The 26,179-nt window shown below is 44.3% G+C and carries 23 protein-coding genes; 4 read left to right on the top strand and 19 right to left on the bottom strand.

Annotated features, from left to right (window positions below; genetic code table 11):
• The first annotated feature begins 98 nt into the window (after positions 1–98).
• The 3 genes from MNQ98_RS09855 (at position 99) to MNQ98_RS09845 (ending at position 1,861) form a co-directional block, all read left to right on the top strand.
• Complete coding sequence (locus tag MNQ98_RS09855) at positions 99–740, top strand: helix-turn-helix transcriptional regulator (RefSeq protein WP_241933008.1); 642 nt, start codon at positions 99–101, stop codon at positions 738–740.
• A 206-nt stretch (positions 741–946) separates the two neighbouring features.
• The gene (locus MNQ98_RS09850; RefSeq protein WP_241933007.1) at positions 947–1,561 is read left to right on the top strand and encodes a superoxide dismutase; all 615 of its coding nucleotides are present in this window, start codon (positions 947–949) and stop codon (positions 1,559–1,561) included.
• A gap of 60 nt (positions 1,562–1,621) precedes the next feature.
• The gene (locus MNQ98_RS09845; RefSeq protein ID WP_241933006.1) at positions 1,622–1,861 is read left to right on the top strand and encodes a ferredoxin family protein; all 240 of its coding nucleotides are present in this window, start codon (positions 1,622–1,624) and stop codon (positions 1,859–1,861) included.
• Between the two features lie 185 nt (positions 1,862–2,046).
• Here MNQ98_RS09845 and MNQ98_RS09840 read toward each other — a convergent pair whose 3' ends face one another.
• The 18 genes from MNQ98_RS09840 to MNQ98_RS09760 form a co-directional block, all read right to left on the bottom strand.
• A complete protein-coding gene (locus tag MNQ98_RS09840) occupies positions 2,047–2,703 on the bottom strand; it encodes a DJ-1/PfpI family protein (RefSeq protein WP_241933005.1) in 657 nt (218 codons plus the stop codon).
• A 263-nt stretch (positions 2,704–2,966) separates the two neighbouring features.
• Positions 2,967–3,206 (bottom strand): phosphotransferase-like protein, encoded by a 240-nt coding sequence (locus MNQ98_RS29835; RefSeq protein ID WP_481856764.1) that lies wholly within the window; start codon positions 3,204–3,206, stop codon positions 2,967–2,969.
• A 304-nt stretch (positions 3,207–3,510) separates the two neighbouring features.
• On the bottom strand, positions 3,511–3,813 hold the full coding sequence (locus tag MNQ98_RS09835) for a hypothetical protein (protein ID WP_208914753.1): 303 nt from the start codon (positions 3,811–3,813) through the stop codon (positions 3,511–3,513).
• Between the two features lie 181 nt (positions 3,814–3,994).
• Positions 3,995–4,546 (bottom strand): hypothetical protein, encoded by a 552-nt coding sequence (locus MNQ98_RS09830; protein WP_241933004.1) that lies wholly within the window; start codon positions 4,544–4,546, stop codon positions 3,995–3,997.
• 238 nt (positions 4,547–4,784) lie between these two features.
• The gene (locus MNQ98_RS09825) at positions 4,785–5,276 is read right to left on the bottom strand and encodes a GNAT family N-acetyltransferase (RefSeq protein WP_241933003.1); all 492 of its coding nucleotides are present in this window, start codon (positions 5,274–5,276) and stop codon (positions 4,785–4,787) included.
• A 192-nt stretch (positions 5,277–5,468) separates the two neighbouring features.
• Entirely contained in the window at positions 5,469–6,167 is a 699-nt protein-coding gene (locus MNQ98_RS09820) for a nucleotidyltransferase domain-containing protein (protein ID WP_241933002.1), read from the bottom strand.
• Positions 6,168–6,980: 813 nt separating this feature from the next.
• Positions 6,981–8,123, bottom strand: a complete 1,143-nt coding sequence (locus MNQ98_RS09815) for a phosphotransferase family protein (RefSeq protein WP_241933001.1) — start codon at positions 8,121–8,123, stop codon at positions 6,981–6,983.
• 220 nt (positions 8,124–8,343) lie between these two features.
• Positions 8,344–8,844 carry an NUDIX domain-containing protein gene (locus MNQ98_RS09810; RefSeq protein WP_241933000.1) on the bottom strand — a complete coding sequence of 167 codons (501 nt, stop codon included), beginning with the start codon at positions 8,842–8,844 and terminating at the stop codon, positions 8,344–8,346.
• A gap of 215 nt (positions 8,845–9,059) precedes the next feature.
• Complete coding sequence (locus tag MNQ98_RS09805) at positions 9,060–9,647, bottom strand: histidine phosphatase family protein (RefSeq protein WP_241932999.1); 588 nt, start codon at positions 9,645–9,647, stop codon at positions 9,060–9,062.
• A 291-nt stretch (positions 9,648–9,938) separates the two neighbouring features.
• Positions 9,939–10,811, bottom strand: coding sequence for a phosphotransferase family protein (locus MNQ98_RS09800; protein ID WP_241932998.1), 873 nt, complete (start codon positions 10,809–10,811; stop codon positions 9,939–9,941).
• Positions 10,812–11,196: 385 nt separating this feature from the next.
• Complete coding sequence (locus MNQ98_RS09795) at positions 11,197–12,207, bottom strand: zinc-dependent alcohol dehydrogenase family protein (protein WP_241932997.1); 1,011 nt, start codon at positions 12,205–12,207, stop codon at positions 11,197–11,199.
• Positions 12,208–12,286: 79 nt separating this feature from the next.
• Complete coding sequence (locus MNQ98_RS09790; protein WP_241932996.1) at positions 12,287–14,860, bottom strand: beta-mannosidase; 2,574 nt, start codon at positions 14,858–14,860, stop codon at positions 12,287–12,289.
• Between the two features lie 73 nt (positions 14,861–14,933).
• Complete coding sequence (locus MNQ98_RS09785) at positions 14,934–15,995, bottom strand: BtaManbiosPhlase (RefSeq protein ID WP_241932995.1); 1,062 nt, start codon at positions 15,993–15,995, stop codon at positions 14,934–14,936.
• 34 nt (positions 15,996–16,029) lie between these two features.
• Entirely contained in the window at positions 16,030–16,977 is a 948-nt protein-coding gene (locus MNQ98_RS09780) for an MTP-1 family protein (protein ID WP_241932994.1), read from the bottom strand.
• Between the two features lie 15 nt (positions 16,978–16,992).
• Entirely contained in the window at positions 16,993–18,636 is a 1,644-nt protein-coding gene (locus MNQ98_RS09775) for an alpha-glucosidase (RefSeq protein WP_241932993.1), read from the bottom strand.
• A gap of 44 nt (positions 18,637–18,680) precedes the next feature.
• Positions 18,681–19,520 carry a carbohydrate ABC transporter permease gene (locus MNQ98_RS09770; RefSeq protein ID WP_241932992.1) on the bottom strand — a complete coding sequence of 280 codons (840 nt, stop codon included), beginning with the start codon at positions 19,518–19,520 and terminating at the stop codon, positions 18,681–18,683.
• Positions 19,507–20,385, bottom strand: a complete 879-nt coding sequence (locus MNQ98_RS09765) for a carbohydrate ABC transporter permease (RefSeq protein WP_241933888.1) — start codon at positions 20,383–20,385, stop codon at positions 19,507–19,509. The genes MNQ98_RS09770 and MNQ98_RS09765 overlap by 14 nt, the downstream gene beginning before the upstream one ends.
• Positions 20,385–21,701: an ABC transporter substrate-binding protein gene (locus tag MNQ98_RS09760; protein ID WP_208914784.1), complete on the bottom strand. Its 1,317-nt coding sequence runs from the start codon at positions 21,699–21,701 to the stop codon at positions 20,385–20,387. The genes MNQ98_RS09765 and MNQ98_RS09760 overlap by 1 nt, the downstream gene beginning before the upstream one ends.
• A 485-nt stretch (positions 21,702–22,186) precedes the next feature.
• Here MNQ98_RS09760 and MNQ98_RS09755 point away from each other — a divergent pair, with 485 nt between their 5' ends.
• A complete protein-coding gene (locus tag MNQ98_RS09755; RefSeq protein WP_241932991.1) occupies positions 22,187–23,239 on the top strand; it encodes a LacI family DNA-binding transcriptional regulator in 1,053 nt (350 codons plus the stop codon).
• 325 nt (positions 23,240–23,564) lie between these two features.
• Here MNQ98_RS09755 and secA2 read toward each other — a convergent pair whose 3' ends face one another.
• Entirely contained in the window at positions 23,565–25,856 is a 2,292-nt protein-coding gene (gene secA2, locus MNQ98_RS09750; protein WP_241932990.1) for an accessory Sec system translocase SecA2, read from the bottom strand.
• Positions 25,857–26,179: the final 323 nt, after the last annotated feature.

The following is a 26,179-nucleotide window of genomic DNA, read 5'->3' as shown; positions in this document are numbered from 1 at the left end:
CTTGTCAACCCGTTATATTGTGTTACAATACTTTTTATAGATAAAATATCTTTTTGTTTTGTCCGCAAAATGAAGTTCTAATCAAGGTGGTGATTCCTTTGCAACCTAAAGCCGATTTATCGACTCGTGAAACGATATTACATCTGCTAAAAACAAATGACGAGCTTAGCGCTAAAGAACTTACGGATCGCCTGAACATTACGTCCATGGCCGTCCGCCGCCATATCGACGCACTGGAACGCGACGGATTCATTGAATCGAGAATTATTCGGCAGCCGATGGGAAGACCAACTGCCACATACCATTTAACAGAACGCGCCAATGTGCTGTTTCCGAATAAATATCACGCCGTTGCCCTCGACTTGCTCGACGAGCTGGTGAAGGAATCGGGCGAAAATATGGTCGAGAGATTGTTTGAACGACGTAAGGAAACGTTATACAAAAAGTATACCGGTTTAATGGAAGACAAAGATTTTCAAGACAAAATATCTGAACTTGCCAATATTCAGAACGAAAATGGCTACATGGTTGAATTGAAGAAAACAAGCGATGACGAATATGTTTTTATCGAGCACAACTGTCCGATCTCCCAAATCGCCCATCAATACAACCATGCCTGCCAATGTGAATTGCGGTTGTTCGAATCTTTGCTGGATGCGGATATTACTCGTCCAGAATGCCTAACCAAGGGCGATAAAAAATGCGTATATCGAATACGGCGACGAAACCTCCAATCCTAGATTGGAGGTTTATTTTTTTTGATTTGAGTCCCGATCAAGACCAGATCGGCCAACGATACGGTGTCGATCCCTTTCCTCGTATCTACCATATCATCGGACGGATCGAACATATTTTATACTTTATATAATTATATGTTGATTATATATCAAATATTGACTACACTTAAATCTGCAGCATCTAACTTTGTGAAGGAGGAATTTTGAATATGGCACACCACTTACCGGCATTGTCTTACCCTGTAAACGCGCTGGAGCCGTACATTGATGAGCAAACGATGCTCATTCATCATGGCCGCCACCACCACACCTACATAACAAACTTGAATACGGCGCTGGACAAATATCCTGAGCTTCAGGGCAAAAGCGTCGATGCTCTTATTCAAAAGCTGGAGCTCGTTCCCGAGGACATTCGTACTGCTGTGCGAAACAACGGAGGCGGGCATGCCAACCATTCGTTGTTCTGGAAAACGATTGGACCTGATGGGGGCGGACAGCCTGGCGGCGCGCTGGCCGAAGCGATCCATCAACAATTAGGCAGCTTCGAAGCATTCAAGGTGGAGTTTGCGAAAGCGGCTGCGGCACGTTTTGGATCCGGCTGGGCTTGGCTCAGCTTGGACAAACGCGGGAAACTCAAAATCTCTAGTTTGCCGAACCAGGACAGTCCTTTAATGGGCGGACTTACGCCATTGTTAGGATTGGACGTATGGGAGCATGCTTATTACCTCAAATATCAAAACAAACGAATTGATTACGTTGCGGCATTCTGGAACATCGTCAACTGGAGCGAAGTAGAACGGCTTTACGAAGCAGCAAAAAAATAATGGAGCAGGCTGCTTGAAGCCAAAACCATTCTAATCATAACGTAAAGAGGTTGGGATTCTATGTCATTTGTAATTACCGCTGACTGTATCGATGAAAAAGCTGGTGAATGCCTGGAGGTATGTCCGGTAGATTGTATTGAAGAAGGTCATGATCAATATTACATCAATCCCCGTATTTGCATCGATTGCGGCGCGTGCGAGGTGGCATGCCCCGTAGCCGCGATTGCCTGGGAAGATGAATTGAGGGAAGACGAAAAAATATACCTCGAGAAAGCAATCCAGTTTTTTAAGAATCATTAATGCTTAGCAAAAGTACGCCTGGAGGTTAAGTGGCTTTTCCCTTGCCCATAATTTGTTGAAGTAAGCAAGCATAGACCAAAAAATAAAGATGGTAGCTTCGGGATGACCCCTAAAGCTACCATTTTTACTCTTATAAGCCTAAAAATTTACCGGTCCCGCGCCCACGTGGCTGACTTATTTGTGATTTAAATATTGGGCTCTCGCTTTGAAAACTCTTGAAGCATCCCTCTTATCGGTTCTACCAATGACGCCGGCGCTTTCTTTGTTGAACCCGTATCAAACGGAGGCTGAGGGTCGTATTCCAAAATCAACTGGACTCCTTTGGCCACATCTTCCCCTAATTCCCATGCTACTAATTGAAGTGCCATGTCGATACCAGAGGAGACACCAGCTGCTGTTACGATTTTGCCATGGCGAACCACTCTCTCATCTGTTGGAATGGCTCCAAGAGACTGGAGCAGGTCGAAGGATCCCCAATGACTTGTTGCCGGGGCTCCATTCAACAAGCCTGCGGCGCTCAAAATTAGAGAACCGGTACAAACCGACGTAGTCCATTTCGTGGTCTCATGTATTTGGCGAATCCAATTCAACGTTTCTTCATCATTCATTGGATTTTTATAATTTGGAGGACTGCAACCAGGAACGACAAGAATATCAGCTGAAGTAACTTCAGAAAAGCTGTAATCAGCATGCAAACAACCCATTTTCGAGTCCAGTTTGATTAACCCTTTATTCTTGGCAACAAACTTCACTTTACATTTCTGTGTAGCAGCAAATACTTCATAGGGACCAATTGCATCTAATGCTGTGATTCCATCGTAAAGCATGATTGCGATTTCCATGTCATCTCTCCCTTAAATATGATGATTAATTCATATGCATTATACCATACCCGTGTAGAGTATATGTGTGTCGATGCTGTGAAAACACTTGCCCGTCTGACTCCTCTTTCTTGAAATTCCTCGAGTGGAGCAAGGTTGGCGCCAGTCAGCTGCAGCCTGAATATGGTGTCATCTGATGCCACAAGCTTCCACGAGATGCCTACTAATGGTTTTCTATTCAATTTCCTACTTGTTTCCAAATTCACTTTGCTCTTCAATATTTATTAGTTGGTGTCTAACCAATTTTCCTTCACTATATGAACAGCGATGTTCATATAATTACTCACAAATTCTTTAATCATACTTGCACACTCAATGATTGAGTTTTTTTTCGTATTCATTTCTAGATCATATCTACTATGTTTATGTACAATCTCAATTTGTGCTCTGGCTAATCCTATCGGTCTGTCTTTTCTTTCTCTTTCTCTTCGTTCGAGTTCGTCAATAGGACAATGTACGCCGATATAGAATGTTTGTGTGTTATGCAGTAATTTAATACATTCCTCTAACCCACTGGTGCTGCAATGGAAAACCCAAGTATAATCCCTTTTATTATCGGTATCATGTCGTTACCTCATATTTTAATATAAGCAAACCCTAACGGGGCGGTCGCAATGCGAATTAGGTTCACAGGGTTGTCCGCATGCTCTCCTTCTCAGAAATGTCTCAGCGGAACGATTGCCGAATGCCCGATACGTGAATACGATGTTAGGCAAAGTCATTGCTTTCCTATCATCGTAAAATCCTCCCATAGTTCCGTTATCACACTTAATCTCCAGCAAATAATGCTTTTACTATTCTTCTGTCTCTCAATTTAATTATTAGTTCATTTATTCTGGCATGATATATTGAATTGATATTGCACATGTACTGTTCGAAATCGTCTGCAAGGGCTTTCACTTCAATTTCATTGTATTTTGCAGTCCCATAGTAGTCCTTTAGCTTTCTTAATTGAATATAGCTATTCCAGATCTTATGATTTTGAAAAATTGCTTCATGGAAGGCGTCTTCTATAGGAAAGTAATATTGTCTTTGATTATTCACATCCGATAAATATCCATCAAGGGCCATATATTTGCCTCCCTTCATTGTATCTATGAACCGGATAAGCGTAGTGACTGGGTCCGGTAGGACTTAGCCTCTCAGGTTTGTCCGGCTGATTCCGCTTCCTTGCTTCTTCACTTCGGTCCGGACCGAGGGCGTCAGCCCGAAGCGTGAATACAGTGCTATGTAATGCACCCAGCTTCCTCGATTATGCTTTCCAGACTATCCTTGCGTTTGTTATATCGTACTCACGTTCTTGTTCTACACTCGACTTATCAAAGATGCTCTTAAACTCAGGTAGAGCATCATGAATATCCTTAATAAACTTGTATTCTTTACTATCTAATTTATTTGTAAAGTAAATTTCGTAATCTCGAACCATTCCATTAATTATTGCAATTTGAAAAGTAGTAAACGGATTGGTTATCCCTCCACCATTTGTAATTTCATCTTCAATCTCATTTAATGAATTTAGTTGCCTTAAAAACATATCCTCATTGTGGCCTGTGTAATCAAATAATAAATATTCACCGGTCACTATTTCATTTCCCATCATAGGAATATCTCTCTTCCTGAAATAAAAAACATTTTCATCAAGGTTTAAAGGGTTTCTTAGATGAAGATTATCTGCACCGATTATATCTAGATATTCAAGAATGTAATTTATCGTTTCTTGAACTTCTCCAATTGAATATACCTCGTTTTTCAAAAAAGTTTCTTTAGCAATTAACTCTGCTAGTTTAGATATTTTTGTTTTCATGTTCTCTGAATCCTTTCTGGGTGTTTTGCATAACGTTCGCACTAGCAAGATAGTTATAATTTCTATTAGACTTACTAATATGCTTTATTAATGCAAATCCTGCTATTTGTTTATCTACTTGTATTAATATCGCTCGATTCTCTGATGGTTTTTCCCAATAGTCATTGAAATCAGGCATCAAATTATATAATTCGGTTTGTTTAATATCCGTTCCAGTGTATTCAGTAAATATGCTCTTCTATTCTTTCGTACTAAATTCTTGAATGTATTTCCTTACATCATCTCTAAATCTCTCTATATAATTATCCTTTGTAAAATCCCTTATGACATTTCTCCAAAACGATATTGCAGGAGTGTTATTCTCCAATTGTACTACTTTCCACTTTGCTTTATACAAATTAAATGCCTTGATTGCAGCCGCCTTACCTATTCCTTGTCCCCTATATTTTCGCAGTATCATAAAGTCATAGATTACGTGTGTCGGATCGGGGTCAGTGTCCATATTCTCAAAAAGCACGACCAAAAATCCAACCTTTATTCCACTATTCTCAATAAAATAAGGGTTCCATCGAGGGTCACCCTCCCAATAATAATCAATGGTTATTTCATATTTTCCAAATCCGTTGAGATCCTCGTCTGTAAATTGACTAAAGTCATAGTGATAAAATTGATATAGGTTGTATAATTCATCTTTTTCTTCTTTTCTTATTGGAACAAGGTTAATATCCATATGAACTCCAATTCGATCTTTTATTTTGTATGCTTCTGGCGGTTTCGTCTAACGTATTTGTATTCACGAACCCTCACTGGCTTAAGGGGCGTATGCCTGACTCTACTTCTCCGATATGCCCCGGGCAGACCAAGGGCGCTAACCTGCAGCGTGAATACGGTGTTAGCTAAAGTTAACTCTTCTTCGAATTAGCTAGAGATCTTCCTTCTTGCTCAGAATTAAACCACCAACAGGGTTCAATATATAATTGCATAACTTCTTTACTGCTTTATCATTATTAATACTTTCTTCAATAAATCTAACAAATTCTGGATCAAGATCCCGCAACACGTTAATTTGATATTTAGTCTTTACAGCCCACCAATTTCTTATTGTAAAATGGGCTTCTACACAGACGGTCATAATTTGATTTTTAATCCACTTAGAGGTTAATTCATCAACCTCGTCGATGAAATTATTATACAACTCTGTAATTCGTCTCCGAATTCTTAGTATCTCATCTGTAGATACTGGAGTAGGACCTTGACCAAAAAATTTGATTGCTTCTTCTTTCAAGGCGCTCCATCTAGTTTCGTTGGAACTCCACCAGCAAATGCCATTAGCCAACATTGAGGTTATTGTTCCAATATTGCCTTTCCTTTCATAGGTACTAATAACTTCATGATACCATTCCCACGGGGCAATCATTAATTGAAACTCATAATCTTGAAAAGTTCTATACTCCCTCCTGAATTCTTTGAAGTTACCAATACAACAAAGATCAATATCGCTATGATCGGTGGCAAGGCCGTTAGCATGTGAACCGCACAAAATAATTGCCTCTAATTCTGGTTTTATAGACTTATCAAAATTAATAAATTCATCAATTAATTCTTTAATTTGTGTTTTCATTTTTTGTTCCTCTGTTTCTATGCATTAAGCAATTTCAGCTAACGTTTGTGTATCTAACCCTCACTGCCTTAAGGGAGCGACAGTGACCGGCCGCAACGTTGTCTCCTGATTCCACTTCCTCGAAATACCTCGAGCAGATCAGAGGGCGTTTGCCCCACATCATAGATACGTTGTTATCTGATGTTACCGGCATCATAGAAAAACTTACAAATTCTCTATATATGTGATAGTTTGTTTTATTAGTTCGTCTATATTTTTAATACTGTCTATAACTAATTAGCCTTATCATATTTTTGTCAATGTCTTTATTTTAGGTTACTTTTCATTGTCTTTTCTATTTGTTTTTATTTTGAATCTGATTATTGTTGTTATCATTAATAAAAAAAATACCGCTCCTGAATATTGCATAAAATAACCAAGCTGCATTGAGTCAAGTACTTCATTAACATAGAAACTAAATATTATAATTATTACACTTAAAATAACTAAGAGATAAAAGAGCACATTTATTACTTTCGTTAGTTTATTTATAGGTTCTCACCTCTATTTATAAAGAGTCAACAGTTTCATATTCTGTTAGTTTGTATTTATACTTCGAATGTTTCATCTAACGTTCCCGTATCTACGACGCGCCCCGGCCTTAGATAGCTCTTATCTTAGGCCGGGGCATGTGTTGTCTGAGTTACTTCCTTGATTATTCATCAGACAACCAAGGGTCATAAGGTGCGCAGCGAGAATACGGGTTATAGGATGTCAGCGCCTTCTTAGAAATATCAACATCTTGTTTAATTTTCACCATCTTTTTTCTATAGGTTAAAGACTATAATTATGTCCTCTTAATGATTCCGCTTCATAATCCATTGCTATATGTATATTAATTATTTGCTTTAGTTGATATACTCTCTCTTGGAGTTTGGGATTAGCTGGGTCACTTTCAAGCTGGGCAGCTAACGAGCAAAGATGGGGTACTTCCCAGACGCTTCGTAAAGCGGTACTTATACAATAACCGTATCTAGCTAACCTCTCATCCCCTTCCCATCCCATATCCCTCATTCCTTTAATATAGGAGTAAAACAATGAATCTCGATAAGCTTCGTATTGATCCGTTGGAATGATTCCAAGGCTCATATTTGCTCCAAACATCTTACCAAGATCTTCTCCAATACCTGATATACTCATGAACTGCCAATCAATGAGCACCAATTGATCATTTGGAGTTAAGATCATATTTTTTTGTCCTAAGTCTTGATGTGCTAACACACGTGGCAAATTGCTAAGAGAAGCCAACTTTTCATTTATTTCTTCAGTCAGCTCTTTGAACCATTTCCAAATATACTTTATCTCTTCATCTTGTAACTGGTTTATGTATGACTCTGGGTTAGCCGCATACTTTCGACTTGAGGTTGTCCACGATTTAAGCCAACTTTTACAGACCCATATTTCGTCTGGTATTGCTTTTGCAGTAAGGTACTCTGCGTTAAACATGCCAAGTCGATGAGCAATAAAATTGAATTGCTCCTGTGAATGTGCAAAAAGCCCATTTACCTGCTCCATCCATAACCAGATAGTTCCATCATTCTGTTCTTCAACAAGATAAGTATTTGGAGCTTTGATATATCCAGAAAGATTATCAAGGAGCTTGGATTCAAACAAAAGCGCCTCCCGGCGCCAGTAATTGTGATGTTTGATATCGTCCTTTTCTTCACTATCTGGCTTGATAACTTTTAGAATAATAGACCATGGTAGTTGTTCTTTGTTAGTTTCTAAGAAACCGTATAGATGATAGATACCTTTTGTAGTAAAATTCAGAGTTTCATTTTCTAAAGCGTCACACGTAAAAGTATCTATCTCAAAAACAATCTCACCGATCATCTTATGAATACAAGCATAAAGTTGGTCTACTTTTGACTCTATAGGTAAACTTGTGTTATTGTTTATTATCATTTTTAAAATCACACTTCTCTCCAAAATTCTTCAGTATTATGTTATAGTTAAAGCCCTCCAATTTAGAACATACGTTCCTTAATGTGGATATTTTCATTTAATTAGATTGCCACACTATCCTTGCCGTCATTGTAATTCTACAAAGAATTTAAATAGGTTTTAATACTTGCGCTGATTTCCTATAACGTTCTCTGTATTCCCGAACCCTTACTGCCTTAAGCCCCAAGGGCGGCTAGAAAGTCACGGTTTCTTTAGTTGTTGCCCATTGTATTTGTGGATTTGATTCATTATTAGCCGTTATTGTTCCAACTAAAATATCATCAAGATTTGGATTCTCTAAATAATGTTCAATAGTAAATTTAATAATCTTTGACATATGTAAATTTAATAACTCATTCTTATGTATCCAATATAATTCCCCTTCATCAGAAGAGATAAAGTTCATATGCTTTGTTTCTCCAAAATATACGTATTGCTGCCGGATTTCCCCACTGTTATTCTCTATCAGTATGTATTTCAATTTAAAGTTTTTAATATCACTCTTTTTAAATCCCGTTTCCTCTTCAATTTCTCTATAGCTGGCCTTCATTGGAAAATTTAGTTCTTCATATTCTAGATGTCCTCCAATGCCTCCCCAAAATTCAAAATTAAAGAGCTTACTCCTTGCTTTTTTCATCATCAATACTTTGTTATCGTTAATTAAAAATGCAGTTGCCATTTGTCTTACTTCCATGAATACCTTCCTCTGCTCTAAAATAATAATCTTTGCATTTCTTTCATATAACGTTCTGGTATTCACGAAACGCCCAAGCCTTAGATAACTCTTATCTTAGGCTTGGGCGTTTGTTGACTGAGCCTCTTCCATGATTATACATCTGTCAAACAAGGGGCGAAAGCCCCGTAGCGTGAATACAATGTTAGATGATGGATCGGCCTTCTTCGGATTTGCTATTCATAATATTTAACATTTAAGTGAGTAATACAATTATATAGTTCACAATCCCATCTAAATTGGTCTTTATTTAAAATTGTTACCGATGTATTATGGAGGTGTTCCTCTGTATCGATGTGCGGAATTAGTTTCTTTAAGGTCAGTCCAATTAGTGCTCCATGACTTATTATCAATATTTTTTTGTCGGGATGTCTTTCAGAAATGTCCATTAAGCATTTCATTCCTCTTGTGATTATCTCAGCATTTGGTTCTATACCAAGATCTAGTTTGGACCATCCGTATCCCCACTTACTAACTCTATCTTGTTCAGTTGTTCCCTCAATAAGTCCGCAGTTCATTTCTCTTAATCGTGGGTCAGTTCTCACTTCAATGTTCTTAATCTTTCCTATAATTTCTGCTGTTTCGTGTGCTCTTGATAAGTCACTTGTATAAATATAATCCCACTCCTCGTTCTCCATTCTCTTAGATAGTAATTCAGCTTGTCTTCGTCCCTCATCATTTAAAGGTATATCGACTTGTCCCTGTGCTCTGTGTTCATAATTCCAATCTGTTACTCCATGTCTTATAAGTCCTATCAATGTCATACTTGTTCCTCTTTCATTTCATTTTATGTTTTTAGGATACTGCCGATCTTTCATATAACGTTTGTGTATCTACGAACCCGAGAGGCTTAAGGGAGCAACGCGACTGGGTCCAACGGACTTTGCCTCGCAGGGTTATGAGCTGATTCCGCTTCTCTGCCTACCTCTTCAGGCGAACCAAGGGGAAAGCCCTCAGCGTAGATACAATGTTATAGGATGTCAGCCCTTCTGTGAAATACAATTTATTAATATTTCTACTAAAGTTACTTCACTAAAAAGAATTATTAAGTTGTTCTATCTAAATTCTTTAATTCCATTTTCAAAAGCTTCTTGGTCATTATGATCTATCCCATGTAGAGCTTCCTGTAAAGCAAAGGTGCTTCTATAAAAATGAACTCGTTCTGAAATTTGTCTTCCACACGGGTACAAATTAGTGCATATTTCAAAAAACTCATCTCCATAACTGGAGAGAATTCCTGCAAAATCATATGCTGGATCCCCAAGTCCTGAACCTCCGAAGTCAATAATTCCTGCAATCCTGTTTTCTTTTGGATTCCATATGATATTACTTGCTCCAAAGTCTCCATGAATTAAGGTTTGCTCCAAATTCTGATTATAAGTATTATTCAAAAATCCATTAAAGTTTTCTACTACTTTTTCTTGTGCATTTACTCGCATAAAAGGAAAGAGTTTCTCTTTAATTCTTATAAATAGATTTTCTATAGTTCTATGAACACTTTCATGTTGTTTTTGAGAAGCAACTGTTATGGGTATATCCATAGAGTGAAGTTCAATAAGAAAAGTAACAAGTTGTGAGGCAATTGTATTCGTAAGGTTTTGACTTTTGATATTAATCAGTTCTTCCTTCCAAAAAGGAGAACCCTCAATTAGCTTATAGCCCATGAAAGCCTTACCTACCTCCATCTCATCAAAAGATTTATAAGCTGGATAGGGAATCGGTATCGCTACAGTTTTACTGATAGATTCCAATAACTCCGTTTCTCGCTTTATTTTTTCTATTCCTTGCTTATATTTAGGAAACCTAAAGACGAGAGATTGATTAAGAATAAATACGTCATTGTTCTGTCCGATCTCATTTTGTTTAACATCTTGAATATGTAAATTTGGGTAAACTTCTTGAATGCGTCGAACGTAGGTAGAGATCATATACAAGCTCCTTCAATTATAAATGTTTTGCTTTCTTGAATTTTGGCTGATTTCTTATAACGTCTTATCTACGAACTTCGTGAACACTTCCATATTACGCGTATTACTACACTTCGTAAATACGCGTCTCATAAAGGGATTTGCGAATCACTCACCAAGCAAATCACTTATGAATTTTTGAAAAAAACACTCATGCATGGATATATTCCTCAAGAGATTTATAACTCGAGGCATTTTTCAAGTTCGGCTTATTATTACCTCTTTGACTCTAGCCATATGAATTGCCCAGGCTGCCTTAAAATGAGGAAGAAAAAAGGCTATCCCACAATCATCTTTAATGACTGTAGGATAGCCTTATTCGTTGTCGCGGACAACTTTTGCCGAGCTATTTATGCACAACGACCGCTTTGGTCACATTGAGCTGCGGATACGTAGCCATGACATCCGGCAAGTCGTTCAAGTGAAAGCAATGGCTGATGAGCGGTTCGATCCGCACGATGCCTTGCGCGATGAGCTCAATCGCCTCCTCGTGCGTGTACGGATTGATGAACGAGCCCATGATACGCAGCTCTTTGCTGAAAATTTCGTATGGTGAGAAGCTTGCGCTTGCATCCGGCGAGGCGACGCCAAAGAGCAGCACTTGACCTCCCTTGCGCGCCGCTGCGACAGCTAGCTCGACCGATTCGGGCCGGCCGACGCATTCGATGACGACGTCGGCGGAGTCCCGCAGCCCGGCCGCCTCTTCGGTGTCAAACGGCGACACAACGGCATGCGCGCCGAGCGCCAGCAGCGCTTCACGCTTATGCGAATTCGGCTCACTCACCGTAATGCGAGTGACGCCCGCCGCCTTGACGAGCTGCAGAAATAACTGGCCGATGAAGCCGCCGCCTGCGATTAGAACGTGTTGATTCGGCCGCAGATCCAGCTTCTTGTAGCCGTGCAACACGCAGCCAAGCGGCTCAACCATGGCCCCCTCCATCAAGCTGACGTGATCCGGCAGCTTGTAGCAGTTGGCCGCCGGCACGACACACAGCTCACCCATACCGCCGTCCCGCGTCACGCCAATAGCTTGCAGCCGGTCGCACAGATGAGCGCGTCCGCTCCGGCAATATTCGCATGACCCGCAATACATATTCGGGTCAACCGATACCCGGTCGCCCGGCTGCAGAGCCGTGACCGCTTCCCCTACAGCCTCAATGACGCCCGCCAGTTCATGGCCGAGCACAATCGGCGGCTCGACCTCCGCTGATCCCGGATGGCCGTGATAAATATGCTGGTCTGTGCCGCAAATACCGCAGCAGGCGACACGCATCATAACCTCGTCTTTACCGAACGTTCTTTCCGCCCAATCCACCACTTCCATGTTCAACGTACCGCGAAGAACCGCTGCCTTCATGCTCTCATCCCTTTTCTCCGAAATATTGATGTCCGACTCAAGAGCCTACCAACTAACCGCTCCAAGCCTCAACCTGTTATTATTGACCGCCGGGAGCGCTGTTCCCGATCGCATTCAAGGCGGACACGCGCAACGTCTCCCACGGGATCGACTTACCGTCAGATTGCGTTACCGATATTTCCTTCGTCTGCCCCGGTAGAAGATCGAAGAAATTATCGCTCAGCACTATCCACTCTTCATCAAGCTCCAGCTTGACCATGCGAGCTACCCGATCCGTTGTCACCCTGATAACAGCGGCCGCCTTGTCTACTTCCACCCGAAGCTGGGCCGAGTCGAAGCGCATATCCTTGTAATCTCGCAAGTAGATGAAGTTATCCTCCGTGGCGCCACTTCCCGAGCTCGCCACACATACGACGCCCGATGCATCTGCTCCACACGTAAGCTCCGTTTCGGACAACGATGCAACCTGTACCTTGCCGTTAGCCGGTACGGACAGATCGAATTCGCGCTCGGACAATACCGTGCCATCCATCCGGTACACCGTCAGCTGCACCGTATCGTCATAGTTCTGAATGCGATCATTCAGCGCCCACAACACGAACTTCTGACCGGCATCATGATCCGCCGTGAGTAGCACGGGCGCAAAAAATTTGCGTGAATAATGGTACGCTGCCTTCGGCAGTCCATAGTAATCGATGACCGACCAGCTCGTTCCCGGCCAGCAGTCGTTCAATTGCCAGAACAGTGCGCCGCTCGTGTCCGGCTTATTACGACGGTAATGCTCAATACCGTATTTAAGCCCTTCCGCCTGCGTCAGCATGGAGTAATTCATATACTCTTCTATATTGGTGGGCGCTCCCGTATATCCTTCCATCAGCAAAATACCCTTCGGATGGTGGATGTCCTTGTTGCGGTACATCATCTCTTCGCTGCCCCAATAGAACTGGCTTTCCGGAATGTTACGCTGCAGCGTATAGCGGTTAGACGACGCGTGCATGCCGAATTCGCTCGCGAACTTCGTCGTATCGCCCTTAAACTTCTTAAACGATAAGCCTTCTACGCTATAGTCTTGTACCTGCGGCTCGCTGAACACCCGCGGCTCGATATTACCGTGCCACACCTGCCAATTGTGGGTGTCACCCTCCTCGCGCGAGTTGTGGTCGTTGCCCCCATACGGCGAGCTCGGCCAGTACAGACGTGTCGGGTCAAGTGTGTCGAGTAGAGCCGGCATCAGTTCGTGGTAAATCTTCTCACCATAGAACGGATGAGGGATTTCCCCGCTCGCATGAAGCGCCTCATACAACCAGTCATTCTCGTTGTTGCCACACCAGAGAGCGAGGCATGTCCGGCTACGCAGCCGCTTGACGACTTGCTCGATTTCGTGGCGCACATTATTCATGAAGTTTCGATTGTAGTCCGGATAGAGCGCGCAGGCAAACATAAAATCCTGCCAGACTAGCAAACCTAGCCGGTCGCATTCGTCGTAAAATATGTCGCGCTCGTAGATACCTCCGCCCCAGACGCGCAGCATGTTCATGTTGGCGTCCTTCGCCATCCGAATCAGATGGCTGTAACGGGCGTCGGGCACTGCCGCAATAAAGCTGTCAATCGGAATCCAGTTCGCCCCCTTGGCGAACAGTTTCACACCGTTCAACACAAATGTGAAGGCATGGCGGCCCTCCTCGTCACGCCGCATCAGCTCCAGCGTGCGGATGCCGAAACGTTCTTCGTGCACATCTACCGCCTCACTGCCACTCAGCAGTGTCACCTTTAACTGATACAGATATGGGTCACCCAAATCATGCGTCCACCACAGCGAAGGATTCGACACCCGCAGAGTAACATCACCAGCCAAGCCGTTCGCACAGATGGCTCCATCCTGCACGAGTCCCGTATTACGCTCAAGCGAGAACGACTCTGCTGCAACTTGATTTCCTGTTGCATCGAGCAATTCTACGTAAGCCGAGCAGACCTTGCCCCGTTCAAACGCCCGCACGTCAACCGTTACGTCCACGGTTGCTTCTCTATCCGTTACTTCAACCGTGCGCGCAAATACGCTCTCTACATAAGCATGACGACGCTTGACGAGATGCACATCTTTCCAGATACCCGCACAGACGAGCCGCGGACCCCAGTCCCAGCCGTAATGGCTCTGCGCTTTGCGTGTCCAGATCCGTTTTTTGCTGAATCCGGACCAATAATACTGTATTTTTTCTTTGGCATGCAGATGTACTGGATCGATTTTTACTGCCAATACATTTTTGCCCTTCTTCAGCTCCCGTGTCGCCTCAAATGAATGGGAGATAAACATATTGTCCGTAGAACCGAGCTCCACCCCGTTCAAATATACGATCGCAAACGTATCGAGCCCTTCGAAGACCAGTTCCATCCGCTCTCCGGCATCCATTTCACCGTCCCAGGTGAATACAGTACGGTACCACCATACCTTCTCCTCGACCCATCGGCACTGCTGATCGTTGTGTCCATAGAACGGATCTGCGATAATACCCCGCTCGATCAGCGTCGTATGAACGTCACTCGGCACCTTTGTTGTCATCCAAAAATAGTCGATATACTCAGGTGAAGCTACCTCCAAATCGCGCGCTTCACCAACGTTGAAATCACGCAGCTTCCAGTTCTCATTTAGTTTCATTTCCTTCTCCTATCCAGAAGACGCCAAAACCGTCTTGGTTTTGGCGTCTTCTCTTCACTCTATTTCTATAGGATTACAAGTAAGTCAAACTGTCCAAAATTTCTTTCACGCTAAGCTCAGCGCATGCCATCGAAGTATCGGCCACACCGTAATACATTTTCACCGTATCGCCTTCAACGACGGCTCCGCAAGAGAAGACAACGTCGCCAAAGAAGCCCTTCTTCTCGTAGTCCGCATCCGGCTCCATAACAGGTTGTCCGGAACGAGCGATAACTTTTGTCGGGTCGTTCAAGTCCAACAGAACGGCGCCCATACAGTAGCGGTGCTCCTTCGTTGCACCATGGTAGAGCTCAAGCCATCCTTTTTCCGTCTTGAACGGCACAGCGCCGCCGCCCATACGGCCGCCATCCCACATTCCCGGACGCAGTCCGAGCAGATGCTTGTGGTTGCCCCAATAAAGCAGGTTCTCCGACTCGGCAATCCAGATTTCCGGGTTACCAATACTCTTTGTTGTCGGACGGTGCAGCGCATAATATTTGCCGTTGATTTTCTCCGGGAAGATGAGCACATCTTTATTGTCCGGGCCGAAAATCATGCCGTGATGTGTCACATTCACGAAGTCCTTTGTTGAAACCATCGATTCGCCGACACCAACCGGAGATACGGCGGAAAAATAGATGTAATAAGTGTCGCCGATTTGTGTCACGCGGGGATCTTCGATCCCGAACGTTTCAAGCGAAGTGGACGGATAGACGAACGGCTCGTCGTCGATTGTAAAGTTGTGACCGTCCTTGCTGCGCGCGATGCGAATATATGAAATTGAAGTCAAATATTCGAACGTTGCACTTTGCGCCTTGTTGCGAATGACGCGCGGATCGGAGAAATCGTAGCGATCGTCGTCTGTACGCAGCTCGATCAGGTCGAGCTCCTTCGTCTCTGGATTAAACACCGGTGCTTTAACAATGTTTGGGTCGTTGCTTATCGGACGCTCCGCTACGCGCAGCAGCAAGAGCGTCTCCCCATTATAAGTCGCAACGCCCGCGTTGAACGCGCCAATGACTTCAAAGTCATCGCGGTGCGGCTTGACGTCAGCCGGCGTAATAAGCGGATTTTCTTCATAGCGGTAAATGTTCATTGATGTAGACTCCTTAAGCAAAATATTAACCCTATCAAGCCTGTTCAAACTTCACAAACGGATCAGCAATGGTCAATCGATGCGCTTCCGCATCGCTGATACCGGCGTACAGTGTCGCTGTACCGTCTCCATTACGTACGAGGCCGCCGCTGAATACGACGTCCTCAAGGTCACTGCGCTTTGCAGCTCCCGGAAGAAACTTGTTCCGGACAGCGATGAGCTCGATGTCGGAAAATTGGCCCGTTGCCGGGTCGAGAGCGAATACCATCGGATAATAGTGGCGGTCACCTTGCGCATCAAAGCTGGCGATGTGGCCAAGTACACCGAGGTACCCATTCTTCAACAGGTGCGCCTCGTTAGCGCCGCCCCACTCTTCATCGGTAAATTGTCCGTCAAGCAGCGGCGTATCGTTGATAAGATCAATAGATAAGTCCTCCAAGCGGTTTACACGGGCAAAGCCGATCTTGCCACGGCCGCCCTTGTCTCCCTGTGGTCGGGTAAATACACCAATACTGCCGTCCTGCAGTTCAACGAGCCGCAGGTCTTTCATGCCGTCAGGTCCTTTGAAGAACGGTTGAAGCGAAGCAATGTTCTTGCCTTTATAAAATACGGTTCGCCACATAAGCGCATTCTCCATCGTTGGATGCGGATAAATCTGCACGCCGCCAAGTACCAACTCACCGCCGATATGTGTTTGGAACGGATCCTGCAGCGTAAACGTCGGTGCCCCTTCGAGCGGCACCCATTTTCCATCCTGCTCGACGAAGAAATACACTTCGGAATGCTCGCTATCACGTGATTCTACGCGACCGGCAATAACCTGCTTCCCTTCGTCTTCAAATGGAGCCGTAATATTGTAAACATCTTTGTCGCCAACTCCTGTGAACACCAGTTTCTCGGCATTCTGTGCTAGCGGTGCATGCGCGTTATATTCCTGCAACAGTGTTTCACATGTCTTTACACTGCCTTTGTTCAATTCCATGTGGGTATATCTCCTTCACTGATTAATTCCGCTTATCCATATGGCCGCTTCGTGCGGCCCCAGAATAAACGATTCGATATCTGCTGCCGAATCCCGGCTTGACGACAAGGCCAAGTGTGACTCGCCTGCCAGCAGCTCTTCGGGTGAAAGCTCCAACGGCTTCGCCCCGAAGTTGATCACGACGAGGGCTTCTTCGCCGGCCGCACGCTTGACGTACATCAAGGCATCTTCTCGGCGTTCCAACCGCGCATAATCACCGTCGTGCAGCGCCGGATGCTGGCGGCGGAGCGCAATAAGTTTGCGATAGAACGCATAAAGCGAATCGGCCGACTGCTTCCCGGTTTTCACGTTCAGTACGCTGTGGTTCGACCCCATGCCGATCCAAGGCTGAACCGACGAGAAGCCACCATAGACGTCATCATCCCATTGCATCGGCGTCCGCGATTTGTCCCGGCATTTTGCATTGGCCGTCCGCAGCGCCTCATCAGCTGTCTTGCCACTCTCCAGCGCCAATTGAAAAGTAGTCAGCCCTTGGATGTCGCGCATATCTTCAATCCGCTCTGCCGTGAAATCACGCATCCCAATTTCGTCACCATAATAGAGGAACGGTACGCCCTTCGCCGTTAGCATGAGCGTAGCGATCAGCTTTGCCCGCTTCTCTTCCAGCTCCGAATCCCCGTCACCGAACCGGGAAATGTGACGCGGCATGTCATGGCTGCTAAAGAACAGCGTTGGTACCTGATCGGGTGCGTGAATGTCTTCCATCTTTCGCAGTTCTTCATAGAGACGGCCCGATGACAATGTCTCCTGGCTGCCCAGATTGAAGTTGAACACGACGTCAAGCAGTCCGCTGCCACTGTAGCGGCTCAGCACATTCATATCTTCCGAACCGACTTCACCAACCATGAACGTTCCTTCCCGCTCATGCACGTAAGCACAAATATCCGCGATCACGTCCAAAATGCCGTCCTGGTCCTTGTCATATACGTGCTCCTGCTCGCCTTTGTCCGCGTCGTACGGATTGTCCTTAAATGACCCAGAAACCTTCAGGAAATTGATCACATCGAGCCGGAAGCCATCGATGCCTTTATCGAGCCAGAAGCCCATAACGTCCTTCATCGCCGTACGCACATCGGGATGTGCCCAGTTCAGATCGACCTGCTCTTTTGCAAAGGCGTGATAGTAATACTGTCCGGTCGCTTTGTCATATTCCCACGCTGATCCACCAAAAAATGATTCCCAGTTGTTCGGCGGGCCGCCGTTCACCGGATCTTTCCAGATGTACCAGTCGCGTTTTGGATTCGAGCGAGATGAACGGGACTCATGAAACCAAGCATGATCCGCCGACGTATGGTTCAGCACGAGGTCGACAATAACTTTAATTCCCCGGGTATGCGTCTCGTGAATGAATTTATCGAAATCCTCCATCGTGCCATAATCAGGATCGATAGCAGTATAGTCGGCGATATCGTAGCCGTTATCCACCTTTGGCGAGCGGTAGAATGGCGTCAGCCAGAGGCCGTTCACGCCTAGCTCCTGCAAATCATCGAGCTTTGACGTAATCCCGGCGAAGTCGCCGATGCCGTCCGCATTGCCGTCGCAAAAGCTCGGCATGTAAATTTCATAGAAAACGGCTGATTTCCACCACGGCGTTTCCATTTTCTCCACTCCCCATGCTTGACCCAGTTACTTGCAAGTGCTAGTTACTTAAGACTGAACTGCATACCCTCTTTAAACTTCTTACCAAAAATAAGGAACATGATAATAATCGGCAGCGTCAAGAGCACCGAAGCCGCATACAGCGGGCCTGGATAGCCGCCGTAAGGACCGAACATCTGCGACAGGAGTACGTTCAGCGTCAGCATGTTGTCGCTCCGTACAACGATCATGTCCCACAGGAGCTCTGTCCAACGTTCCATGAGCAGGAACAGGAAGATGACGGCCGTAATGGAACGCGACATTGGTAGCATGATGCGGTACAAAATCTTGAAGTCGGACGCTCCGTCCAACTTCGCCGCCTCAATGAACACCGTCGGAACCGCCTTGAAGAAGTTCGTATACATAAAGATAGCCCACAAGCTGACCGCTTTCGGAATGATCAGCGCCCAGTACGTGTCGTACAACCCGACCTTCTGAATAACGAGAAAGTTCGGGATGAGCAAAATGATCGCCGGGAAGAACATGTGGAATAACACGAAGTTGTTTATTGTATCCCGTCCTTTGAAATTAAGCTTCGACAACGCATACGCGACCATAACCCCGAAGAGCATCATAAGTGCCGTCGAAGCAACAGAAACGATAACGCTGTTGAAAAATGAATTTAGCCACGGCCTTGCAATGCCGACTTCCCCGCCCGTAAAGAGCCATTCGTACGATTTCAGGGAAAAAGTGGACGGCACGAGCTGGCGGTCGACCTGCGACCAATCGGCCAACGAGTTCAACACCATATACAAGTAAGGGTATACCATGACCAGAAGCAGGAGCGTGGCAATGATATAACGGACTGTTAAACGGTACTTGTTGTTTTGTTTAGACCCAACCATTTCGCTTACCCCACATTTCCAGCAGTTTTTTGATAACAAAAATAGAAATGAACGTCACGACAGATGCCATTATGGCGATTGCTGATGCATAACCTGCCTGCAAGTTTTTGAATGCTTGGTTGTAAATCTCCATCTGCCATGTGTTTGTGGCGAAGTTCGGTCCACCGCCCGTCAGTTGGTATACCTCCGTAAAGATGCCGAAAGTAACGCCGAATGACAAAATGAGTGTCGTGTACATTGCCGGATACAGCAAGGGAAGCGTGACCTTCCAAAAGCGCTGACGGTCCGTTACTCCGTCAATCGCCGCGGCCTCATATACTTCCTTGTCAATGCTCTCAAGACCGGAAGTCAGAATTAGCGCATAGTATCCGGTAAATTTCCAGGCGATGATAAGCGCCACGATGAACAACGCCGACATCGGAGAGCCAAGCCAGTTGATGTCAAGCCCAAACTTATCACGCAGGAAGACGTTTATCGGACTGTTAAAGGACAAAAAGCCCTTCGCAATCAGCGACGCCACGACGCCTGAAGATAGGTATGGGAGAAAGAAGCCAATCAAGTATAGGCTGCGGAACTTAGGCAGTCCCTGTACCAGCACCGCCACCCCTAGCGACATAATGGTTACAAGCGGCACGAATACGAGCATGAACTTGTACGTGACCCAGAATGATGATTGCACGCCTGGTGAAGCCAGTGCTTTTGCAAAGTTTTTCAGCCCTACGATGTCAAACGTCGGTGAAATTAAATCCCAGTTCGTAAACGAAAGAAAAAATGACCAAATCAGCGGCCCCAAAAAGAAAATAAGTGAAAAAACAAGGTAGGGGCTGGCAAAAAGCCAGCCTAACCTATTGTTGCTTTTATTAATCATTGTTGAAGTTCCCCTTCAATCGCCTTCTTCATGTTCTCCCAACCGGTCTTCGGATCGATCTCGCCCCTAACCACTTTATTGAACGCCTCTTGTCCAATCAGTGTTTGCAGTTCGTTGTAACGGGCGTTGTCGATAGCCGGGATCCCTTGTGGAACCGACTTTGCATACGGCTCAAGCTCTGGCGATTTCTCCATAATTGTCTTGAATTCAGGCAATTCCGCCAAATCGTCGCGTGCCGGAGGCAAGTTCGTCGTTTCGAACCATTTCGCGTCGTTCTTCGCATCAGAGAATACCCACTTCAGGAACTCGGCACCTGCTTCCTGCTCTTCCTTCGGAGTGCTGGCAAACATAACGAGGCCCTTCGCGTCAGAGAACGTCTTCGCTTCAGCCTGGTTCATTCCGTCCGGAACCGGAGGCAGAGAAAGCGTAAAGTTTTCATTGTACTTCATTTCCGGGAATTTCTCTTTCCAATAGTTAAATGTCCATGGACCAAGATCCGTGAAGATGCCGGTACCCGACTCAAATGGATCTGTTACGTTTTTCGACAAAATTGCTTTTTCTTTGCGGAGGTTGTCAACAAACTCCAACACTTGGATACCTGCAGCATCGTCAGCTACGAAATTGTTTCCTTCAATGAACTTATTGCCATCGGAAGCAGCGTTGTACAGCATAAAGAAGTCGAACCAGCGCTTCCAAGCCGTAGGATCTTCAAGATCCGCACCTTTAGCCCATACGTATTTGTCAGGGTATTTGGCTTTCAGCTTTTTCGCCACGTCCAGCACTTCGCTATACGTTTTTGGCGGCTCGTTGTAGCCAAGCTCCTTCAAAATGTCAAGACGCCAGCCGAACAACATCGGGTTGGAGTAAATTGGAATCACATATTGGTTATCGTCGGAAAATTTCCAAGGTTCGATCGTGTTTTTCATGTTGCGGCCAGATACGATTTCTTCATATTGTGGCAGTGTATTGAGTGGTACGAGCGCCTTACTGTTCGCAAGCTGAGCCGCGAAGCCACGGTTGATGTTCTCCGAAATGGTCGGTGCGCTTCCGCCGGCAATCGCCGCCTGAATGCTCGCCTCTGAGCTTGGCGATTCTTTGATCGCGCTGACGTTTACTTTAACCTTCGGATTGACTTGCTCGTAAGCCTTAGCCATTTCCATCCAAAACGCCTGCTGCGGAGGATTCGGCGCAGCCCAGAACTCGATGGTCGTAACTCCATCTGCAGCTTTGTTAGGCGCTTCTGACTTGCCGCAAGCGGCCAAGACGGAAGCGATCATCGTTAATGCAAGCAAGATTGACAGTTTCTTCTTCATTAAACAAACCTCCTGAGAATGACTTCAGTGTAACAAAATTCATTACAATGTTAATTGTAACGTTACAAAATAAATTACAAACTAACTGAAAGCGTTTGTATTCACATTATTATTTATTTTTTTAAGTTTGTCAATGCCTTACCAGCATTTTTCGACATGATTTAATAATGATCTACAAATCATTTACTTTCAATGCTTACTTTACTATTTACATTTGTAACGTTACAATACAGTCAATAATGATGTTTTGTAATTTTGAGTTATATGGCATAATTTATATTAGTAGTGATTACAGGCAACGAAGTTTTTTTTACGCGAAGTATCATGATGAAGAGGTAATTTTTTAAATAACTTCTACATAGTATGAGAAATTTCCATAGCTTTTTATGCACACTAACAATATGTAAACTTTTTTGAAACGTCGTTCTTTTTTTGAGACATCGTTTCTTAAGACCATCGTTATAGAGAGGAAGGGTTCATCCCTTATGAAATCGAAAGTTACGATGCAAGATATCGCCGACCGGCTGAACATTTCCAAAAATTCTGTGTCACAGGCCCTGTCTGGCAAAGATGGAGTTAGCGAAGAAACTCGCCAGCTTATCGTCGATATAGCGGAGCAGATGGGGTACGTATACCCCGCTGCACGTAAGAAACGACGAATGGAGACTTCCGGCAACATCGCCCTAATTGCTTCTGACTTTGCGTTTGCTCGGAAGAGTTTTTTCGGGGAAATTTATTTGAGTGTGGAACAGGAGACAAGACAGCGCGGAAAACATCTACTTATCCAATCAATTGATAAAGATTCAGAGAGCTTGCTCATCCTGCCTTCTTTCCTAGAAAATCAGGACGTGGACGGCATACTCATTCTATCTCATCTGAGTACCTCCTATACGAACGCAGTTATCGACACAGACATCCCGACCGTCCTGATAGACCATCATCATCCGTCCATTCAGGCGGACTGCATATTGACGAACAACCGATTCAGTGCTTATGAGGCCACTCATCATCTAATCGAACTCGGTCACCGGAATATCGGCTTTATGGGTAACATCGATTTCTCGCCCAGCTATTACGAGCGTATGGAAGGATTCCGGCTTGCACTGCACGATTACGAAATCGAAGCCAACCCAGACTGGATCGTAACAGATGCCATCGAGCAATCGGAATATATCATGAAGAAAATGACAACTTTCAGCACTCCGCCTACCGCTTGGTTTTGCGTAAACGACGGCCTTGGGTTTCTCGTCAGCTCCACGCTTCACCAGCTTGGCTATCAGGTGCCAGATGACGTGTCCGTTTGCAGCTTCGACAACGGGCAACTGTCTCGGTTGTCAACGCCACCAACAACAACGATGGATGTTGATTTGAAGCTGTTCGGACGTAAGGCGGTGGAGCAGCTGTTCTGGCGTATGGATCACAAGCATGAGCCATACATGGAACTATTGCTGCCAACGAAGCTTATCACACGGGAATCGACCGCGGCGCCACGACCTGCAGCCAGACAAGTTAACCAGGATCATGGGGAGACCACATAAGAAACGTAACTGCATAATGAAGATACGGTCCTTATGGCACTTACAGCCATCCCATTTACGGGACTGACTCCATAATGTGAGACAAATAAAAACACCTCTAAGTTGAGAATACGAGTATTGTAAAATACTTGTACAACTTGGAGGTGTTTTTACATGGGAACAAGAGTACAGCCGAACCTTAGGTCCAATGATACCATTTCAGCTGCTTTTCGGGTGAAATTGACAGTTGCTCCGGATGCAAACTAAGCCGCTTCTTTACTATGTCAACTGTGGTAAGCAAAAAATCCGGTGAAGCCGTCGAACGCACGCCTTCACCGGATTCCAATTAGAACAAATTAACTCTGTTCTGAAAAAAGTTATCGTTTATGATATATGTCCATGTTGCTGAAGGGATTCTCATCTCATTCAAATCAAGATTAATCATTTCTTTAGTTAAATCCATCTTTGAAAAGATGTGTAGTACCTCTGTTTCAATGTTTTGGTTCAGCTCTTCATAGGCTTGAATTATAAGCCGATTGTACTCATCCAAAGGGTTTTTATTGCTCAAGCTTTCCAAATGTATGCCTTCTTTTACATAGGATGCATACTCCAGATAGTCAGACCAACATTTATCGATTTGAACCAGCAGGACATACTTCTCTTTTTCGTCAACTTCTATCTGTCCGAATGTGTGACACAATTTTCGATACCATTCCGGTTCTTTTGATGCCAATATACTAGGCTTTACAATATCAAAAAGTACATCCGTCCGTCTTGTATATAATATTCTTCGTTGTTGCTCAAGAAGATCAGCGTATTTATTTAGCGTCTTTTTAATGTCATAATTTTGACCTTCTATGACAAGCTGAATATGATTGATGATACTTTGAATTTTTGAACCTTTAAGAGGAGTTTCCTGCCTCAGACTACAATACTCTTTAGGAAGCGCCTCTTTCAGTCCAAACTTTAGCAAAATATCGTCTTCCAAACTTATGATAAACTTCGATGATCCCGGATCTCCTTGTCGGCCAGCTCGTCCTCTCAATTGCTTATCAACACGGGTACTTTCATGAAGATTTGTGCCGATGACATACAGTCCCCCAAGAGCCAGCACTTTTTTGTATTCTTCAGGATCTCCCCCGCCAAGAATGATATCCACTCCCCGGCCAGCCATATTTGTTGAAACGGTGACTGCGCCCAGCACTCCCGCCCTAGATATGATTTCGGCCTCTTGCTGATCATGTTGCGCATTCAGTACATGGCACGGAATCCCCTTGCTCACAAGATCGGTCGAGAGTTGATTGGATTCCTCAACGCTGGAGGTGCCCACCAAAATGGGTCGGCCCGTCTCGTGAACAGAAACAATCTCACTAATGATTGCTTTCCTCTTTGCCTCTTTATCTGAAAATATTAAATGTGGGAAATCGATTCTCTGGCATGGTTTGTTAGGGGGTATAATAACAACATCCAAAGCATAGATGTCTCTAAACTCATCTGTTGATGATTGGGCAGTTGCCGTCATACCGCATATTTTTTGGTATAAACTTAAAAAGTGCTGCAGAGTCATCGAACCCAAAATTTTTCCGCCAGCTTGAACCTTGAGTCCTTCCTTTACTTCCACCGCCGCCTGCAAACCATCGGGCCAGTGCCTTTTATCCGCTATCCTTCCGGTAAACTCATCAATGAGCTGTACGGCTCCGTCTCGTACGATATAATGAACACCTTTCTTCAGCAAAACCTCAGCATGAAGCCCACAATTGAGCTCGGACAGCATGTCGGAGTTTTCGATGTCATATAAATTGCCGCAATGAAGCAACGACTCAACCTTTTCAGCTCCAGCTTCTGTTAAGTATACATTTCGCTCATTCTCATCCGTATCGAAATCAATAACTGGCAGGAGCTGCTTAACAATACTGGACATCCTGCTGAAATTAACTCTGGTATCGTCTGTTTTCCCTGCAATAACAAGCGGTATCCTTGCCTCATCAATTAAAATCGAATCAGCTTCGTCCACCAGTACAAAATGAAGAGATCGTTGTACCCTTTTGTTTACATCGTATACCAACAAGTCTTTCATATAATCAAAACAAGCCTGCTTGGCTGTCACATAAGTAATATCGGCAGCATAAGCTGACTTTCGCTCCTGCATGTTAGATCCTTCTGTTATGCATCCTACGGTAAGGCCCAAAAATTGATAAACCGGTCCCATCCAGTCGGCATCCCTGCTTGCTAAATAATCATTAAACGTAAAGATATGAGATCCTTTTCCCTGTAGCGCATTTAAATAAGCCGGAAGAACAGCAGAAAGCGTCTTCCCTTCACCCGTGTGCATCTCCACCATATTCGCATCATGAAGGGCCAAACCAGCTACTAATTGTGTTTCGTACAATCGAATTCGCAGCGAGCGCCACACCGCTTCATCCACCAAAGCTGCCGCCTCGGTAAGCAAATTCTTTAGCGGAACTCCCATTTGAGATTTATGCTTGAGTTCCTGAGCAAACTCTTTGATTTTCGAGTCGCTCCAATCGTTCATCTGATAACTTTTAATACTCTTTAATATTTCATAATATGGTTTGAGCCGATGCCGGTAGAGTGCCATATTCATTTTATTGTAAATATTGTGCTTAACCGATTTCATTTGAACCTCCTTTATGTGAACCGACCGATGAGAGGCATTCAATGAGCAAGGCAGAATGAATCCGGTTCCTTAAAGGTTTGAAATCGAGTGAGTATCCTTTCAGTCTCAAAACATATTATTGTAAAACATTGGACGATGTGATTTGAAATAAAGAGTTTTTGGGGTATAGCAATTAAATTATGTCTTTTAATATAAATCTGGGTTTTGTCATAAAAAACCAAGTCATACAATGGCACTCGCTTACCATCGGTCATCAAGACTACCATGAATTTAAAAATGAAATACAAAGTAAATAACCAGCTTGTATATTTTCGGATCATCAT

The organism is Paenibacillus sp. N3/727 (assembly GCF_022637315.1).
Lineage (GTDB): Bacteria > Bacillota > Bacilli > Paenibacillales > Paenibacillaceae > Paenibacillus_AQ > Paenibacillus_AQ uliginis.
The sequence above is the reverse complement of the archived record's forward strand: the minus strand, read 5'-3'. Positions and strand labels throughout refer to the sequence as shown.